Source organism: Polynucleobacter sp. MWH-Svant-W18 (assembly GCF_018687495.1).
GTDB lineage: Bacteria > Pseudomonadota > Gammaproteobacteria > Burkholderiales > Burkholderiaceae > Polynucleobacter.
Genome location: NZ_CP061293.1, coordinates 24,482 through 39,658, shown reverse-complemented (window position 1 = coordinate 39,658; position 15,177 = coordinate 24,482). Strand labels below are relative to the sequence as shown.

Annotated in this window: 11 protein-coding genes, 6 tRNA genes and 3 rRNA genes; 6 read left to right on the top strand and 14 right to left on the bottom strand. The window is 47.0% G+C overall.

The features are described 5' to 3' along the window. Positions 1–3: 3 nt before the first annotated feature. The 9 genes from tuf to C2757_RS00185 form a co-directional block, all read right to left on the bottom strand. Positions 4–1,194: an elongation factor Tu gene (gene tuf, locus C2757_RS00225; RefSeq protein ID WP_215374647.1), complete on the bottom strand. Its 1,191-nt coding sequence runs from the start codon at positions 1,192–1,194 to the stop codon at positions 4–6. A 65-nt stretch (positions 1,195–1,259) separates the two neighbouring features. After that, positions 1,260–1,334, bottom strand: a tRNA-Thr gene (locus C2757_RS00220). Between the two features lie 21 nt (positions 1,335–1,355). After that, positions 1,356–1,429, bottom strand: a tRNA-Gly gene (locus C2757_RS00215). A 5-nt stretch (positions 1,430–1,434) separates the two neighbouring features. Further along, positions 1,435–1,519, bottom strand: a tRNA-Tyr gene (locus C2757_RS00210). Positions 1,520–1,624: 105 nt separating this feature from the next. Then, positions 1,625–1,738, bottom strand: a 5S ribosomal RNA gene (rrf, locus tag C2757_RS00205). A gap of 105 nt (positions 1,739–1,843) precedes the next feature. Next, a 23S ribosomal RNA gene (locus C2757_RS00200) occupies positions 1,844–4,717 on the bottom strand. 268 nt (positions 4,718–4,985) lie between these two features. Beyond that, positions 4,986–5,061: transfer RNA gene (locus C2757_RS00195), tRNA-Ala, on the bottom strand. A gap of 30 nt (positions 5,062–5,091) precedes the next feature. After that, positions 5,092–5,168, bottom strand: a tRNA-Ile gene (locus tag C2757_RS00190). Positions 5,169–5,227: 59 nt separating this feature from the next. Continuing rightward, positions 5,228–6,760, bottom strand: a 16S ribosomal RNA gene (locus tag C2757_RS00185). The 16S, 23S and 5S rRNA genes sit together here with 5 tRNA genes alongside, the layout of an rRNA operon. 208 nt (positions 6,761–6,968) lie before the next feature. Between C2757_RS00185 and C2757_RS00180 the strand changes: the two genes are divergently transcribed. Together C2757_RS00180 and C2757_RS00175 are read left to right on the top strand one after the other, a co-directional pair. Continuing rightward, the gene (locus C2757_RS00180; protein WP_215374644.1) at positions 6,969–7,250 is read left to right on the top strand and encodes a hypothetical protein; all 282 of its coding nucleotides are present in this window, start codon (positions 6,969–6,971) and stop codon (positions 7,248–7,250) included. After that, positions 7,235–7,891, top strand: coding sequence for a GNAT family N-acetyltransferase (locus C2757_RS00175; RefSeq protein WP_215374642.1), 657 nt, complete (start codon positions 7,235–7,237; stop codon positions 7,889–7,891). The genes C2757_RS00180 and C2757_RS00175 overlap by 16 nt, the downstream gene beginning before the upstream one ends. Before the next feature lie 6 nt (positions 7,892–7,897). On the opposite strand, the gene C2757_RS00170 is transcribed toward C2757_RS00175, so the two are convergent. Genes C2757_RS00170 through C2757_RS00160 form a run of 3 tightly spaced genes read right to left on the bottom strand, consistent with a single transcriptional unit; the run spans position 7,898 to position 9,559 of the window. Next, positions 7,898–8,224: a c-type cytochrome gene (locus tag C2757_RS00170; protein WP_215374639.1), complete on the bottom strand. Its 327-nt coding sequence runs from the start codon at positions 8,222–8,224 to the stop codon at positions 7,898–7,900. Positions 8,225–8,272: 48 nt separating this feature from the next. Beyond that, on the bottom strand, positions 8,273–8,923 hold the full coding sequence (locus tag C2757_RS00165) for a BON domain-containing protein (RefSeq protein ID WP_215374636.1): 651 nt from the start codon (positions 8,921–8,923) through the stop codon (positions 8,273–8,275). Between the two features lie 33 nt (positions 8,924–8,956). Next, complete coding sequence (locus C2757_RS00160) at positions 8,957–9,559, bottom strand: phosphoheptose isomerase (RefSeq protein WP_215374634.1); 603 nt, start codon at positions 9,557–9,559, stop codon at positions 8,957–8,959. Between the two features lie 85 nt (positions 9,560–9,644). Between C2757_RS00160 and rsmI the strand changes: the two genes are divergently transcribed. Next, positions 9,645–10,544, top strand: coding sequence for a 16S rRNA (cytidine(1402)-2'-O)-methyltransferase (rsmI, locus tag C2757_RS00155; protein WP_215374631.1), 900 nt, complete (start codon positions 9,645–9,647; stop codon positions 10,542–10,544). A 49-nt stretch (positions 10,545–10,593) separates the two neighbouring features. On the opposite strand, the gene C2757_RS00150 is transcribed toward rsmI, so the two are convergent. Further along, positions 10,594–10,824, bottom strand: coding sequence for a hypothetical protein (locus tag C2757_RS00150; protein WP_251366755.1), 231 nt, complete (start codon positions 10,822–10,824; stop codon positions 10,594–10,596). A 102-nt stretch (positions 10,825–10,926) separates the two neighbouring features. Here C2757_RS00150 and C2757_RS00145 point away from each other — a divergent pair. From C2757_RS00145 to gcvH, 3 genes are all read left to right on the top strand, one after another. Continuing rightward, positions 10,927–11,002: transfer RNA gene (locus C2757_RS00145), tRNA-Arg, on the top strand. A gap of 190 nt (positions 11,003–11,192) precedes the next feature. Next, positions 11,193–12,227 carry a fatty acid desaturase gene (locus tag C2757_RS00140; RefSeq protein WP_215376699.1) on the top strand — a complete coding sequence of 345 codons (1,035 nt, stop codon included), beginning with the start codon at positions 11,193–11,195 and terminating at the stop codon, positions 12,225–12,227. Between the two features lie 295 nt (positions 12,228–12,522). Then, on the top strand, positions 12,523–12,918 hold the full coding sequence (gene gcvH, locus C2757_RS00135; protein ID WP_215376696.1) for a glycine cleavage system protein GcvH: 396 nt from the start codon (positions 12,523–12,525) through the stop codon (positions 12,916–12,918). Positions 12,919–12,921: 3 nt separating this feature from the next. On the opposite strand, the gene priA is transcribed toward gcvH, so the two are convergent. Next, the gene (priA, locus tag C2757_RS00130; protein ID WP_215374628.1) at positions 12,922–15,060 is read right to left on the bottom strand and encodes a primosomal protein N'; all 2,139 of its coding nucleotides are present in this window, start codon (positions 15,058–15,060) and stop codon (positions 12,922–12,924) included. Between the last annotated feature and the right edge of the window lie 117 nt (positions 15,061–15,177).

Below are 15,177 nucleotides of genomic sequence, written 5' to 3'. Positions count from 1 at the left end.
TACTTAAGCCAAAATCTTTGCAACCACGCCGGCGCCAACAGTACGGCCACCTTCACGGATCGCAAAACGTAAACCTTCTTCCATCGCGATTGGAGCGATGAGTTTGACGGTAATGGTGACGTTATCACCAGGCATCACCATCTCTTTGTCTTTTGGCAACTCGATTGAACCTGTTACGTCCGTTGTACGGAAGTAGAACTGGGGACGATAGTTGTTAAAGAACGGAGTATGACGACCACCTTCGTCTTTACCCAAGATATAAACCTCGGCTGTAAAGTGAGTATGTGGAGTGATTGAACCTGGCTTAGCCAATACTTGGCCGCGCTCAACTTCTTCACGTTTTGTACCGCGCAATAAGATACCAACGTTATCGCCTGCTTGACCTTGGTCGAGCAATTTGCGGAACATTTCAACACCAGTACAAGTAGTCTTGAGTGTTGGCTTGATACCGATGATTTCGATCTCTTCGCCTACTTTAACGATACCGCGCTCAATACGACCAGTCACTACAGTGCCGCGACCGGAGATAGAGAACACGTCTTCTACTGGCATCAAGAACGCGCCATCAATAGCACGCTCTGGAGTTGGGATATAAGAGTCCAATGCTTCAGCCAACTTCATGATGGCTTCTTTACCCAATGGACCTTCGTCGCCTTCAAGGGCTAACTTCGCAGAACCTTGCACGATTGGTGTGTCATCGCCTGGGAAGTCGTATTTAGACAGAAGTTCACGAACTTCCATTTCTACGAGTTCTAACAACTCAGCATCATCCACCATATCGCACTTGTTCAAAAATACGATGATGTAAGGAACACCAACTTGGCGTGCCAAGAGGATGTGCTCACGCGTTTGTGGCATTGGGCCGTCAGCAGCAGAGCAAACTAAAATTGCGCCGTCCATCTGCGCAGCACCAGTAATCATGTTCTTAACGTAGTCAGCATGTCCTGGGCAATCTACGTGAGCGTAGTGACGATTCGCTGTCTCATACTCAACGTGCGCTGTATTAATCGTAATACCGCGGGCTTTTTCTTCTGGAGCAGCATCGATCTGATCGTATGCTTTAGCTTCGCCACCAAATGCTTTTGAGAGCACGGTTGCGATTGCTGCTGTCAAAGTCGTTTTACCGTGGTCAACGTGACCGATGGTGCCTACGTTTACGTGCGGTTTTGTCCGCTCGAACTTTTCTTTTGCCATTTTTGTCTGCCTTTAGTTAACTCTTAAACCAAAACTCGAAATACACAATTAATCAAACTTGAACCTGGTGCCCATGGGCAGGATCGAACTGCCGACCTCTCCCTTACCAAGGGAGTGCTCTACCACTGAGCCACATGGGCCAATCTTTTTGCTACAAATTCTGGAGCGGGATAAGAGAATCGAACTCTTGACCGAAGATTGGAAATCTGCTGTTTTACCATTAAACTAATCCCGCACATCTGGTGGAGGGGGTAGGATTCGAACCTACGTAGGCATAGCCAACAGATTTACAGTCTGCCTCCTTTAGCCGCTCGGACACCCCTCCGCGAACCCAATATTCTGACTCCAAACGGAGTTTCTGTCAATCTCTCAAAACGCTTTGCACAAGTAAAAACGCCCAGACCTAAAAGGGTCTGGGCGTCGCATTGGTGCCCGGCAGTTACCTACTTTCACACGGGTAATCCGCACTATCATCGGCGTAGAATCGTTTCACTGTCCTGTTCGGGATGGGAAGGAGTGGTTCCAATTCGCTATGGTCACCGGGCGTAGAGGGTTGAGTTGCTGATAAATCAACAACTCCATTTGAGTAAGCATGTAATAAGGATGCAGATTAAATCTGGCAAACATCCAACACAATAGTGCTGGTTATAGGATCAAGCCTAACGGGCAATTAGTATCGGTTAGCTTAATGCATTACTGCACTTCCACACCCGACCTATCAACGTTGTGGTCTTCAACGACCCTTTATGTAGGTTAAACCTACGGGAGATCTCATCTTCAGGCAAGTTTCCCGCTTAGATGCTTTCAGCGGTTATCTCTTCCATTCATAGCTACCCTGCGATGCTTCTGGCGAAACAACAGGTACACCAGCGGAATGTCCACTCCGGTCCTCTCGTACTAGGAGCAGCCCCCGTCAAATCTCCAACGCCCATGGCAGATAGGGACCAAACTGTCTCACGACGTTTTAAACCCAGCTCACGTACCTCTTTAAATGGCGAACAGCCATACCCTTGGGACCGGCTACAGCCCCAGGATGAGATGAGCCGACATCGAGGTGCCAAACACCGCCGTCGATATGAACTCTTGGGCGGTATCAGCCTGTTATCCCCAGAGTACCTTTTATCCGTTGAGCGATGGCCCTTCCATACAGAACCACCGGATCACTATGACCTGCTTTCGCACCTGCTCGACTTGTCGGTCTCGCAGTTAAGCACGCTTTTGCCATTGCACTTTAGGTACGATGTCCGACCGTACCAAGCGTACCTTCGTACTCCTCCGTTACACTTTGGGAGGAGACCGCCCCAGTCAAACTGCCTACCATGCACTGTTCCCGACCCGGATAACGGGCCAAGGTTAGAACCTCAAATAAATCAGGGTGGTATTTCAAGGTTGGCTCCAACAGAACTAGCATCCTGTTATCAACGCCTCCCACCTATCCTACACAGACCGATTCAAAGTCCAATGCAAAGCTACAGTAAAGGTTCATGGGGTCTTTCCGTCTAGCCACGGGTAGATTGCATCATCACAAACATTTCAACTTCGCTGAGTCTCAGGAGGAGACAGTGTGGCCATCGTTACGCCATTCGTGCAGGTCGGAACTTACCCGACAAGGAATTTCGCTACCTTAGGACCGTTATAGTTACGGCCGCCGTTTACTGGGACTTCAATCAAGAGCTTGCACCCCATCATTTAATCTTCCAGCACCGGGCAGGCGTCACACCCTATACGTCCACTTTCGTGTTTGCAGAGTGCTGTGTTTTTATTAAACAGTCGCAGCCACCTTTTTATTGCAACCCTTTCGTCCTTCCGTTGTTCACGGTCAAACTACAAGGGCGCACCTTATCCCGAAGTTACGGTGCAAATTTGCCGAGTTCCTTCTCCTGAGTTCTCTCAAGCGCCTTAGAATACTCATCTCGCCCACCTGTGTCGGTTTGCGGTACGGTCTTGTTAGACTGAAGCTTAGAGGCTTTTCTTGGAACCACTTCCAATTGCTTCGCGAATAAATTCGCTCGTCTCACGCCCTTGAATTACGCTACCGGATTTACCTAATAGCCATCTCCAACGCAAGAACCGGGACTTCCAACACCCGGACAACTTTCCGCGATCCGTCCCCCCATCGCATCTAACAATGGTCAAGGAATATTAACCTTGTTCCCATCAGCTACGCATCTCTGCCTCGCCTTAGGGGCCGACTCACCCTGTTCCGATGAACGTTGAACAGGAAACCTTGGGCTTACGGCGAGGGGGCTTTTCACCCCCTTTATCGCTACTCATGTCAGCATTCGCACTTCTGATACCTCCAGCATCCTTTACAAGACACCTTCACAGGCTTACAGAACGCTCTCCTACCATCACATTGCTGTGATCCGCAGCTTCGGTTATATGCTTAGCCCCGTTACATCTTCCGCGCAGGACGACTCGATCAGTGAGCTATTACGCTTTCTTTAAAGGATGGCTGCTTCTAAGCCAACCTCCTGACTGTTTTAGCCTTCCCACTTCGTTTCCCACTTAGCATATATTAGGGACCTTAGCTGGCGGTCTGGGTTGTTTCCCTCTTGACACCGGACGTTAGCACCCGATGTCTGTCTCCCGTGCTTGCACTTGTAGGTATTCGGAGTTTGCTATGGCGCAGTAATCCGCAATGGACCCCACTACCATGACAGTGCTCTACCCCCTACAGTGATACACGAGGCACTACCTAAATAGTTTTCGGAGAGAACCAGCTATTTCCAGTTTTGTTTAGCCTTTCACCCCTATCCACAGCTCATCCCCTAACTTTTCAACGTTAGTGGGTTCGGTCCTCCAGTACGTGTTACCGCACCTTCAACCTGGCCATGGATAGATCAACTGGTTTCGGGTCTACACCCAGCAACTAGCGCCCTATTCGGACTCGCTTTCGCTACGCCTTCCCTATTCGGTTAAGCTTGCTACTGAATGTAAGTCGCTGACCCATTATACAAAAGGTACGCAGTCACCCCTTACGAGGCTCCTACTGTTTGTATGCACACAATTTCAGGATCTATTTCACTCCCCTCCCGGGGTTCTTTTCGCCTTTCCCTCACGGTACTTGTTCACTATCGGTCGATTACGAGTATTTAGCCTTGGAGGATGGTCCCCCCATATTCAGACAGGATTTCTCGTGTCCCGCCCTACTTGTCTCTAGCCTAGTACCACTCAATAATTTTCACATACGGGACTATCACCCTTTATTGTTGGACTTTCCATTCCATTCTGTTAATTACTGAGCTATCACTAGAAGGCTCTTCCCATTTCGCTCGCCACTACTTTGGGAATCTCGGTTGATGTCTTTTCCTCTTGCTACTTAGATGTTTCAGTTCACAAGGTTCGCTTCTCATACCCTATGTATTCAGGTATGGATACCACAAAAGTGGTGGGTTTCCCCATTCAGAAATCCCCGGATCAAAGCTTATTTACCAGCTCCCCGGGGCTTATCGCAGGTTATAACGTCTTTCGTCGCCTGTAATCGCCAAGGCATCCATCATGTGCACTTATTCACTTGATCCTATAACGAGCACCATTGCTAGTACCTGTTACAGGTTTTACTTCTACTTCTGACATGTTTGCCGTAATCCAAACTGTAAGTACTTGTTAAGAACTTTGTAAAACTCGTTTGATATTACTGATTGATGATTCAATCTTTACCCTTATTACATTATCAAATGTCCTCTCAAAGAAACATTTGACACTTTGCTTACTCAAATTTTTAAAGAACAGCCATAAATGGCAAAACTAAACAATCGTTAAATCGCTTAGTTTTGACATTTAGATGTTGGTGGAGGATGACGGGATCGAACCGACGACCCCCTGCTTGCAAAGCAGGTGCTCTCCCAGCTGAGCTAATCCCCCAACGTCCACTAAGTCCATATCACTGCTGATTGGTGGGTCTGGTAGGACTTGAACCTACGACCCCTGCGTTATCAACACAGTGCTCTAACCAGCTGAGCTACAGACCCGTGGCTTTTATTGTCAACCGATAAGTGTGGGCACTATAGCTTCAGCATCTTTTCTCTAGAAAGGAGGTGATCCAGCCGCACCTTCCGATACGGCTACCTTGTTACGACTTTACCCCAGTCATGAACCCTGCCGTGGCAGTCGCCCTCCTTGCGGTTAGGCTAACGGCTTCTGGCAAAACCCACTCCCATGGTATGACGGGCGGTGTGTACAAGACCCGGGAACGTATTCACCGCGACATTCTGATCCGCGATTACTAGCGATTCCAGCTTCACGTAGTCGAGTTGCAGACTACGATCCGGACTACGATGCATTTTCTGAGATTTGCTCCCCCTCGCGGGTTGGCAACCCTCTGTATGCACCATTGTATGACGTGTGAAGCCCTACCCATAAGGGCCATGAGGACTTGACGTCATCCCCACCTTCCTCCGGTTTGTCACCGGCAGTCTCTTTAGAGTGCTCTTGCGTAGCAACTAAAGACAAGGGTTGCGCTCGTTGCGGGACTTAACCCAACATCTCACGACACGAGCTGACGACAGCCATGCAGCACCTGTGTTCACTTTCTCTTACGAGCACCTAATGTATCTCTACTTCGTTAGTGACATGTCAAGGGTAGGTAAGGTTTTTCGCGTTGCATCGAATTAATCCACATCATCCACCGCTTGTGCGGGTCCCCGTCAATTCCTTTGAGTTTTAATCTTGCGACCGTACTCCCCAGGCGGCTGACTTCACGCGTTAGCTACGTTACTCAGGATGTAAATCCCGAACAACTAGTCAGCATCGTTTAGGGCGTGGACTACCAGGGTATCTAATCCTGTTTGCTCCCCACGCTTTCGTGCATGAGCGTCAGTGTTATCCCAGGGGGCTGCCTTCGCCATTGGTATTCCTCCACATATCTACGCATTTCACTGCTACACGTGGAATTCTACCCCCCTCTGACACACTCTAGCTATACAGTCACAGGCGCCATTCCCAGGTTAAGCCCGGGGATTTCACGCCTGTCTTGTATAACCGCCTGCGCACGCTTTACGCCCAGTAATTCCGATTAACGCTCGCACCCTACGTATTACCGCGGCTGCTGGCACGTAGTTAGCCGGTGCTTATTCTTCAGGTACCGTCATTCCCGGACTGTGTTAGAGCCGGTGTTTCTTCCCTGACAAAAGAGCTTTACAACCCGAAGGCCTTCTTCACTCACGCGGCATTGCTGGATCAGGGTTGCCCCCATTGTCCAAAATTCCCCACTGCTGCCTCCCGTAGGAGTCTGGGCCGTGTCTCAGTCCCAGTGTGGCTGATCGTCCTCTCAGACCAGCTACTGATCGTCGCCTTGGTGGGCTTTTACCCCACCAACAAGCTAATCAGGCATCGGCCGCTCTAATCGCGCGAGGTCTTTCGATCCCCCGCTTTCCCCCTCAGGGCGTATGCGGTATTAGCACAGCTTTCGCTGCGTTATCCCCCACGATAAGGTACGTTCCGATGTATTACTCACCCGTTCGCCACTCGCCACCAGGTGCAAGCACCCGTGCTGCCGTTCGACTTGCATGTGTAAGGCATGCCGCCAGCGTTCAATCTGAGCCAGGATCAAACTCTTCAGTTCAATTCCTGTGATCCTTGCGGATCGTCGCACTCATTCAAGAAATTGACTTGGTAATAAAACCAAATCTTTTTACTGTCTATGAGTACTATTTGTTTACATCTGTCCCGAAGGACTGGATGCTTTCGCCTAGTACCCACAATTATCGGTTGACTAATTTTTAAAGAGGGCTGAATCGTTTTTCAAAAACATTCAGCGAAGAAGCGAGACTATGACATACCCGAATAGGGTTGTCAACACCTTCCGCACTCTTTTTCCTAAAAAAGCGGAAGTTTTTTCTGACATTGAAAATAAATGCAATGAAATCAATGGGATAAATTTTAAAAAAAATTGGCTCTTTTTAAAAAAATTTGAGTTTTTGGAAGATTTTTGTGAGGGAGAAAAACCCAAAACCGCATTTTCGATGCTGTATTTGCATATAAGCCACACCCTAGGGAAAACCCTGAAACTTTTCATTAATTCTGCTAAAATGTTGCTATGCACACTAAATTAGCGAGCAAGCACTTACCCCTTAAGCCCTATTTGGCTGGGCAAGCTGTTCCTGTGCGTGAACTCCATGCAGGACATAGGGAAGAAATTCTGCAGCACTTTCTACAGCTTGACGACGAAGATCGTCGCTTACGTTTCGGCACCCAAACACCAGATGAAGTGATTCGCAGCTATGTAGCGGGTCTAAATTTCAACAAAGACGCTATTTTTGGAATCTTTGATTTAAATTTAAAGCTCATTGGTATGGCGCACCTGGCGTATCTGCCTCATGTTAAAGGCAAAACCCGATCTGCGGAATTTGGTGTCTCTGTTTTGCCAGAAGGGCGAGCACAAGGCCTTGGCACTGCGCTCTTACAACGCTCAGCGGTTCATTCACGCAATACGCGCGTTGAAATCCTTTATGTTCATTGCCTGTCAAATAACAAAGCAATGATGCATTTGGCACAAAAAGCCGGAATGGCCGTTGAATATGCTTACGGCGATGCAGATGCCTATCTAAAATTGCCTCCAGCAAGCCCTGCAACCATTGTTCAAGAAGCTGCAAATGAACAGTGGGCAGACCTAGATTACGCATGGAAAGCAAACCTCAAGCGCTCAAATCAAGCCTGGTGGTGGTTCTTGGGTCGACCAGGGCTTGCACCCTAGTTACTTTTAGTTACTAGCTGGAGCGCCCCGCAGTATCCAGCCTGTCAATAGCGATAGATCAGCATCACTTAATTTCGCATTCGCGGGCATGGGCACCACACCCCACGAACCAGCACCGCCCTTAGCAATTTTATTTTTCAAAAATGCTTGTGCATTCGAATGACTTTGATATTTTTGTGCGACCGATTCAAAGCTAGGCCCAACAATTTTTTTGTTGACTGCATGACAGCCTAAGCAGGCATTTTGTTTGGCAACAGCATATGCTTTTTGATCTTCATTGCTTGCGTATGCTTTTTGCAAAAACAGCACGAATGCTGCGCATGAAAGCAGCATACGAATACATTTACTCCACGTGTACATCAATTCTTTTCAGAAAAAAAATTATTGGTATTTAGGCGGGCTGTCAGGTTGTGATTGATCTGCCTTGCCTTGTTTTTCTAGGCGGACTTTTTCAGCCTCAGAAATGATATCAAAGTAGACATAAACATTTTTTACGCCGCTCGCATTGCTAGCAATTTTCTTTGCTAGGTCCGCCTCGTTCTGAGTCAAGATTCCCAACAAATAAATACTGCTTCCTTCGGCAACAATGTCCATTGAATTTGATGGCAATTTTTCTGTGAAGATCATTTGTGTCTTGATCTTAGATTCTAAGTAAGAGTCGTTAGCACGTTCTGAGTAACTGCTATTAGGGCCAACGACTAATTCGTTATAGACAGAGCGCACATTCTTCATTGCCTTCACATAAGCGCCGGCCTCATTCTTGATGTCAGCATCTTTCGCTTCACCAGTAAGCAATACTTTTTGATTAAATGAGGCAACATTGATATGGGCGTTATCTCCAAAACGTTTACTTAAAGCACTGCTCGCCTCCAACTCAATACCTTTATCAATTGCTTGCACACCCGGACTGCGACGATCAGCCATCACCGCTGCACCCGCTGTAACACCTCCAATTGCGATCACGGCGCAAGCAGATAATTGTGCGGCTATGGTAATTACGAAGAATAATTTAAGAAAGGCGCGTGTGTGCATTTGTAAAATTTCTAAAATGGATTGAAAAAATATTTAGTCGTATAAAACGTGATCAACACCATCGCACAGACCATGCAATAAAACCAAATGGGTTTCTTGAATGCGTGCAGTGCGTGTAGATGGAACGCACAAATGAACATCATCTTGATCTAAGAGCGTGGCAATTTTTCCGCCGCCGTTGCCAGTAAATGCAATGATCTTGATGCCAATTTTCTTGGCTGCCTCGATTGCCTTAACTACATTCTTAGAATTTCCTGAGGTTGAAATTCCTAAAAGAATGTCGCCTTTTTTTCCAAGGCCGCGGACTTGCTTACTAAAAATGTCGTCATAGCTGTAATCATTTCCAACTGCCGTCAAAATCGATGAGTCTGTTGTCAGCGCAATAGCCGCTAACTCTTCACGCTCTCGCTCGAATCGACCAATCAGCTCAGCAGCAAAATGCTGGGCATCTGCAGCAGACCCACCATTGCCGCACGCCATCACTTTACCGCCAGAACGCAAGCATTCCGCAATTGCTAAAACTCCGCGAGCAACTGATTCTGGGAGAACCTTCTCCGCCTCTTGCTTAACGGCGATGCTGTCTAAAAAATGCTGGGATGCGCGCTGCCGTAAACGCTCAATAGTGTCTTTATCCATAGCAATATTATGCGCCAAAGTAGTTGTAATTTCTAAAGCAACGTATCCTCTTACCTATGATGAATCTTACGCAGAAGATAGCCCCATGGAAATAGGCTCATTTGATTTTTTGAAACAGCAGGATTTGCCTGCTGGAGCCCTATACATGGTCGCAACACCCATTGGTAACTTGGGTGATATCACCTTGCGCGCATTACATGTATTGAATGCGGTTGACGGTATTGCCTGTGAAGACACTAGGCACAGTGCGGCACTGTTACAGCAATTCGGCATTCATAAAAAATGCTTGGCCTTACATGAGCACAACGAAGTAGGGGGCGCCCAAACCGTCATTCAGTCTCTGAATAAGGGTCAACGCTGGGCCTATATTTCAGATGCAGGCACTCCAGGCGTATCTGATCCTGGCGCACGTCTAGTACACGAAGTTCAAAAGGCAGGTTTTCGGGTAATCCCTGTTCCGGGCGCAAGCGCAGTCTCTTGTGCGATCTCTGCATCAGGCTCGGTCATGCTGAACTCAGAAGGGCGCTTTCAATTTTTAGGTTTTTGGCCGTACAAAACTAAAGAGCGAGATGCTTGGCTGCAGGATATCTCTACAAGCAAAAAAACCAGTATCTTTTTTGAATCACCGCATCACATTCGCGAAACACTATTAATACTTGCAAATGCACTCGAGGCCGATCGTCAGGTGTTTATTTGTCGTGAATTAACCAAAAAATTTGAACAGCTTGCTGCGCTTCAGGCGGGTGAAATTGCCACATGGTTAGAAAACGCAGAAAGCCTCAAGGGAGAGTTTGTCATTCTTGTTGCGGCTCGCCAAGCCAGCCCTGATGAGCCTCTAGAGCAAGCGTCACTGATGTTGTGGGCAAGTGCTTTGAGTCCCCACTTAGGCAGCAAAGAAATTGCAGCCGTACTATCTCAAGTCTTAGGTCTTAGCAAAAAAGAGGCTTATCAAATTGCTTTGGATGCGAAAGAAGCTAAAGATTAGGAATAAAAAAGCTGGCATATAGCCAGCTTTTTTTGAACACTAAAAGTGTTTATTTGGCATCCGGAGCTTTAGGATCTGCTGGAGCGCTCGCATCTTGCACATTTAACTGCGCAACTGGCTTAATCAATTCATCTGCAGAAGCTGTTGAATCGCCACGTTTACCGTTGTTCACAAACACCATTAACAACAAAATAATGATCAGGGGCACAAAAAAGCTGGCAAACACCATGATGATTAGTTGTTTTGGGGACTTAATTAGATTTCCGTGCTCATTGCTCATAGGAATTTATCTTTTGACGGGTTTTAGGGTTGTTTTGACGAGATTATAACTAGAGAGTAGGGGCTTAGGCACTTACAATAGAGGGGTAAGCAGTTTTCGCGAGCGCCCGTAGCTCAGTGGATAGAGTATTGGCCTCCGAAGCCAAGGGTCGCAGGTTCGATTCCTGCCGGGCGCACCAAAACAAAAGGGGTTTTTGACCTACGTCATGCATAAAAAAACAAAACCCACTATCATTTGGTTCTAACTTATTGATTCTTATCGTGTCTACACATCTAAATTCAGCCCTTTCAGAGCCATCCCTGACTAATCCCCTCCCTCCAGAGGCACCATTGCCACACCGAAAAATTATTCGGAGCTGGTTAATTCCGATGGCACAAGGTGAGACAGGGCGCGCCATCATGCTTCTCATCGTTGATGCCTGCTTATGGCTTGCTTGCATTGCAGGAACCGTGTTTGTTGAAAACCTGCTGCTAAAAATCATTTTTGGACTTGTTGCTGGTTTTGTAACGGGCCGCATCTTTATTTTGGGTCACGATGCTTGCCATCAAAGCTTTACACCGAATCGCGAACTCAACAAAGTTCTAGGTCGCATAGCATTTCTGCCATCACTCACACCATATAGCCTGTGGGATGTAGGCCATAACGTGGTGCATCACGGACAAACCAACTTAAAAGGTTTTGACTTTGTTTGGGCGCCTTTGTCCAAAGCAGAGTATGACGCCCTCCCTGCATGGCGCAAGGCCCTAGAGCGCCTCTATCGTAGCGGTTGGGGACCTGTTTTCTATTACCTTATTGAAATTTGGTGGAGACGCGAGTACTTTCCGAATGCCAAAAATAAGCCGGGCGATCGTCCGATCTTCTTAAAAGATAACTTACTGGTTACTGCCTTCGCGATTGTTTGGATTGGCTGCCTTATCGCTGGCGCTATCGCAACTGGCCAATCAGTTTGGCTTGGACTCATTACAGGCTTTGCAGTGCCCTTCTTGTTTTGGAACGGCATGATTGGATTTGTGGTCTACGTTCACCACACCCATCCATCAGTATCTTGGTATGACAAAAAGTCTGAATGGCTACGCGCCCAGCCTTTTGTATCAACCACCGTGCACCTGACTTTTAACTGGATTTGGGGTTCTTTGATGCACCACATCATGGAGCATACTGCCCATCACGTCGATATGAGCGTTCCCCTCTATCGCCTCCAAGAAGCCCAAAATACCCTTGAAACCATCCTTCCAGAGCGTATTTTTGTCCAAAAGTTCTCTTGGGACTGGTATTTCGATACTGCTCGCAAGTGCAAACTCTATGACTTTGAAAATAAGGCTTGGCTCGATTTTGATGGCAATAAAACGGCTGAATCGGTCAAAGTTGTCCTGAGCCCAGCCCCAGCGGGACAAAACGGGTAAAATAGATCTTCTGTACAAGATTTGCCTTACCCGGATTGCCCATGACTACCTCGACTCCAGCCCCTACCCAAGAAACCTCACAGAGCCTTAAATTTTGCTCTTCTTGCAGTCGGGAAAAACGACTTGAAGGTGGCACATGGATTCCAACGAGCAATCGTAAGCAACGCTGGATTTGTGCTAGCTGCTTATACAATCGCACACATCGCACCGGCTCAGCCAAAGCCTAATTTGCAGCGAGCGCACATGAGCGCTCTCAACTGTATTGGTATTTGTTTCAATCCTTATTGAAATACCCATCGTGAATACTCAAGACAAATTTAAGTTTGCACAAACTCATGAGTGGGCTGACCCGGAAGATGATGGCCTGGTATGGGTTGGCATTAGTCATCACGCTCAAGAAGCCCTAGGTGATGTGATGTTCTTTCAAGCGCCTAAGTTGGGTCAACAAGTAAAGCAAGGTGAAGCGATTGCTGTGATTGAATCCGTAAAAGCTGCCAGCGATATTCATGCGCCCATTAGCGGCGAAATTGTTGAGCTTAACGAGCAAGTTGACGTATCACCAGAGTTGGTCAATGAAAAACCGTATGCAGTATGGTTATTTAAAATCAAGCCGGCATCTGACGAAAGCCTTGCAGCAGACTTCAATCAACTCTTGAGTTTGGATCAATACACCTCTGGGCCAGGAGCCTGAGCGTTAAATTGAAATTGGGTCTCGCTCAATCAACCAGCGAATACGCTCCACCTTGCTAATTCGCCCCTGCGAGCCGTCTCGTAAATCAAGATCAATCGCCTCCAGTACGTCCTGTAATTGCCTACGATCATCTGACTCCACCACTAGTTGAGCGCGCTCTACTCCAGCAACTCGCACCATGCTTTTTGGAACAGGGTCATAAACTCGCAATCTAGATGCAATAAGGCCTCGAGCTTTTAATCGGCCTTTTAGATTAGTTAAAAATTGGATGGCTTTATCTAAGCTCTTTGCTTCTGCATGAACAAGGCCTTGGTATGAGAATGGGGGCAATTTAGCTTCATCCCGCTCACTAGCAATATGGGATAAAAATCCATCGACATCATGACGTAATAAATATTGAAAAACGGCTGATTCGGGGAACTGCGTTTCTATATAAATGTCTCCACTGACTTCACCATCTTTACTTGCTCTGCCAGCCCGTCCTGCAACCTGAACAAGCTGTGCAAATAATCTTTCGGCCGCACGAAAGTCTTGAGAAAAAAGCCGGCTATCTGCATCTAACACTGCGACTAATCCAATGTTTTGATAGTCGTGACCTTTGGCAATCATTTGGGTACCAACCACGATATCCACATTGCCATCATGAATTTCTTGGAATAGCTCTTCTGCGCCTTTACCTCTTCGACTGGAGTCTGTATCAACCCTCAGCACTCTCGCGCTTGGCCAGACCTCTTCAATAGCATCCTCAAGCTTTTGAGTCCCTTGTCCGAGCGCCTTTAAATCGGCATTCCCGCAATCGGGGCAATGACCGGGAATTTGCTTTACAAGACCACAATGATGGCAGCTCAATAGTGGCTTTCTGCTTAAAGCTCCAGCCTTATGCATCACCATATAAGAACTGCACTGCTGGCATTTTGATAGCCAGGAGCAAGCGCTACAACTCAATACCGGTGCATAGCCTCGGCGGTTAATTAATACGAGGCTTTGTTTTTTATCTTGCAGATTTCTATTAATTGCATTCACTAGCGGCTTACTTAGTGAAATTTTGGCTATAGGCTTATCTTGATCTCCAGGGCTAAATTGATTTTGTGGATCTCGCATATTAATTAAATGCACTTTTGGCAAACCAGCACCTTGGGCTCGCTGATCCAGGCGAAGATGTTGATAGCGCCCCGATTTAGCAGCCATCCAGGTTTCAAGCGATGGTGTTGCCGAAGACAGTAGTATTGGAATCTTTAAATCATGCGCGCGCCAGACTGCCAAATCTCTAGCAGAGTAACGGATTCCATCTTGTTGCTTATAGGATGGGTCATGCTCTTCGTCAACAACGATGGCCCGAAGGTTTGGTATCGGTGTCAACGCTGCCAAGCGTGTGCCCAATATAATTTTTGCTTTGCCGGTTACCGCCTCAAACCATGCAATACCCCGTTTCTTCTCGCTGACGCCGCTATGCAGTACAACCATTTTCTTATCTGGAAAATATGCGCGTACTCTGCGCTCTAATTGAGGCGTTAGGTTAATTTCTGGCACTAAGATGAGCGCTTGGGCATCTTCGTCTTTGAGCGCAGTACTCAACCAATTTAAAAATACTGCTGTTTTTCCACTTCCGGTTTGGCCTTGAAGTAGGGCAGCCTTAAATTCGCCATCAGCCAAATTGGCTCGCAAGGTTTTTAATGCAGACTCTTGGGCTTCGTTTAATTCGGATTCGCTAATAAATCCTTCGCTACGCTTAAGTTCTTCATTTTTCTTTTTCTTTATTTTTTTGGATTCGCTTGGCGCAAGCTTCTCGATATTTTTTTGCCAGCCTGCCGGCGTTTTCCACATCTTTGGAATAGTGGGAATGATGGTTTCACCTAGCCCATGAATGTAATACTGGCTTGCAAAGCCCATTAGCCTCAATGCCGAGGAATCTAACGGAGGAAGTGGCGCTGCCTGAATTACGCTCTTTAATTTATTTATTTCAAAATCAGAGTGAGTACTTACTTTTATAACTACTCCCACCAAAGTTGAGCGCCCAAAGGGTACCTCGACGATGTGACCAATCTCTGGGGATAGCCCAAGAGCCTGAGGATCCCACAAGTAATCAAAGCCCTGAGCCAAGGGCTTATCGATAACTACTTGAACCACTATCGGTGAAGGCATTTTTTACTTCAATCTTCTATTTTGCTTGTGGATAAGTCTGTGGATATCATCCAATGATTCTGATTTATAAGCTAATTTAACAGCGATCTATTTCTGCACTCTTTTTGAGCTTTTTTG

Coding starts and splice junctions, on each gene's coding strand:
- tuf (WP_215374647.1), bottom strand. CDS start 1,194: ATGGCAAAAGAAAAGTTCGAGCGGACAAAACCGCACGTAAACGTAGGC.
- C2757_RS00180 (WP_215374644.1), top strand. CDS start 6,969: ATGACATACCCGAATAGGGTTGTCAACACCTTCCGCACTCTTTTTCCT.
- C2757_RS00175 (WP_215374642.1), top strand. CDS start 7,235: ATGCACACTAAATTAGCGAGCAAGCACTTACCCCTTAAGCCCTATTTG.
- C2757_RS00170 (WP_215374639.1), bottom strand. CDS start 8,224: ATGCTGCTTTCATGCGCAGCATTCGTGCTGTTTTTGCAAAAAGCATAC.
- C2757_RS00165 (WP_215374636.1), bottom strand. CDS start 8,923: ATGCACACACGCGCCTTTCTTAAATTATTCTTCGTAATTACCATAGCC.
- C2757_RS00160 (WP_215374634.1), bottom strand. CDS start 9,559: ATGGATAAAGACACTATTGAGCGTTTACGGCAGCGCGCATCCCAGCAT.
- rsmI (WP_215374631.1), top strand. CDS start 9,645: ATGGAAATAGGCTCATTTGATTTTTTGAAACAGCAGGATTTGCCTGCT.
- C2757_RS00150 (WP_251366755.1), bottom strand. CDS start 10,824: ATGAGCAATGAGCACGGAAATCTAATTAAGTCCCCAAAACAACTAATC.
- C2757_RS00140 (WP_215376699.1), top strand. CDS start 11,193: ATGGCACAAGGTGAGACAGGGCGCGCCATCATGCTTCTCATCGTTGAT.
- priA (WP_215374628.1), bottom strand. CDS start 15,060: ATGCCTTCACCGATAGTGGTTCAAGTAGTTATCGATAAGCCCTTGGCT.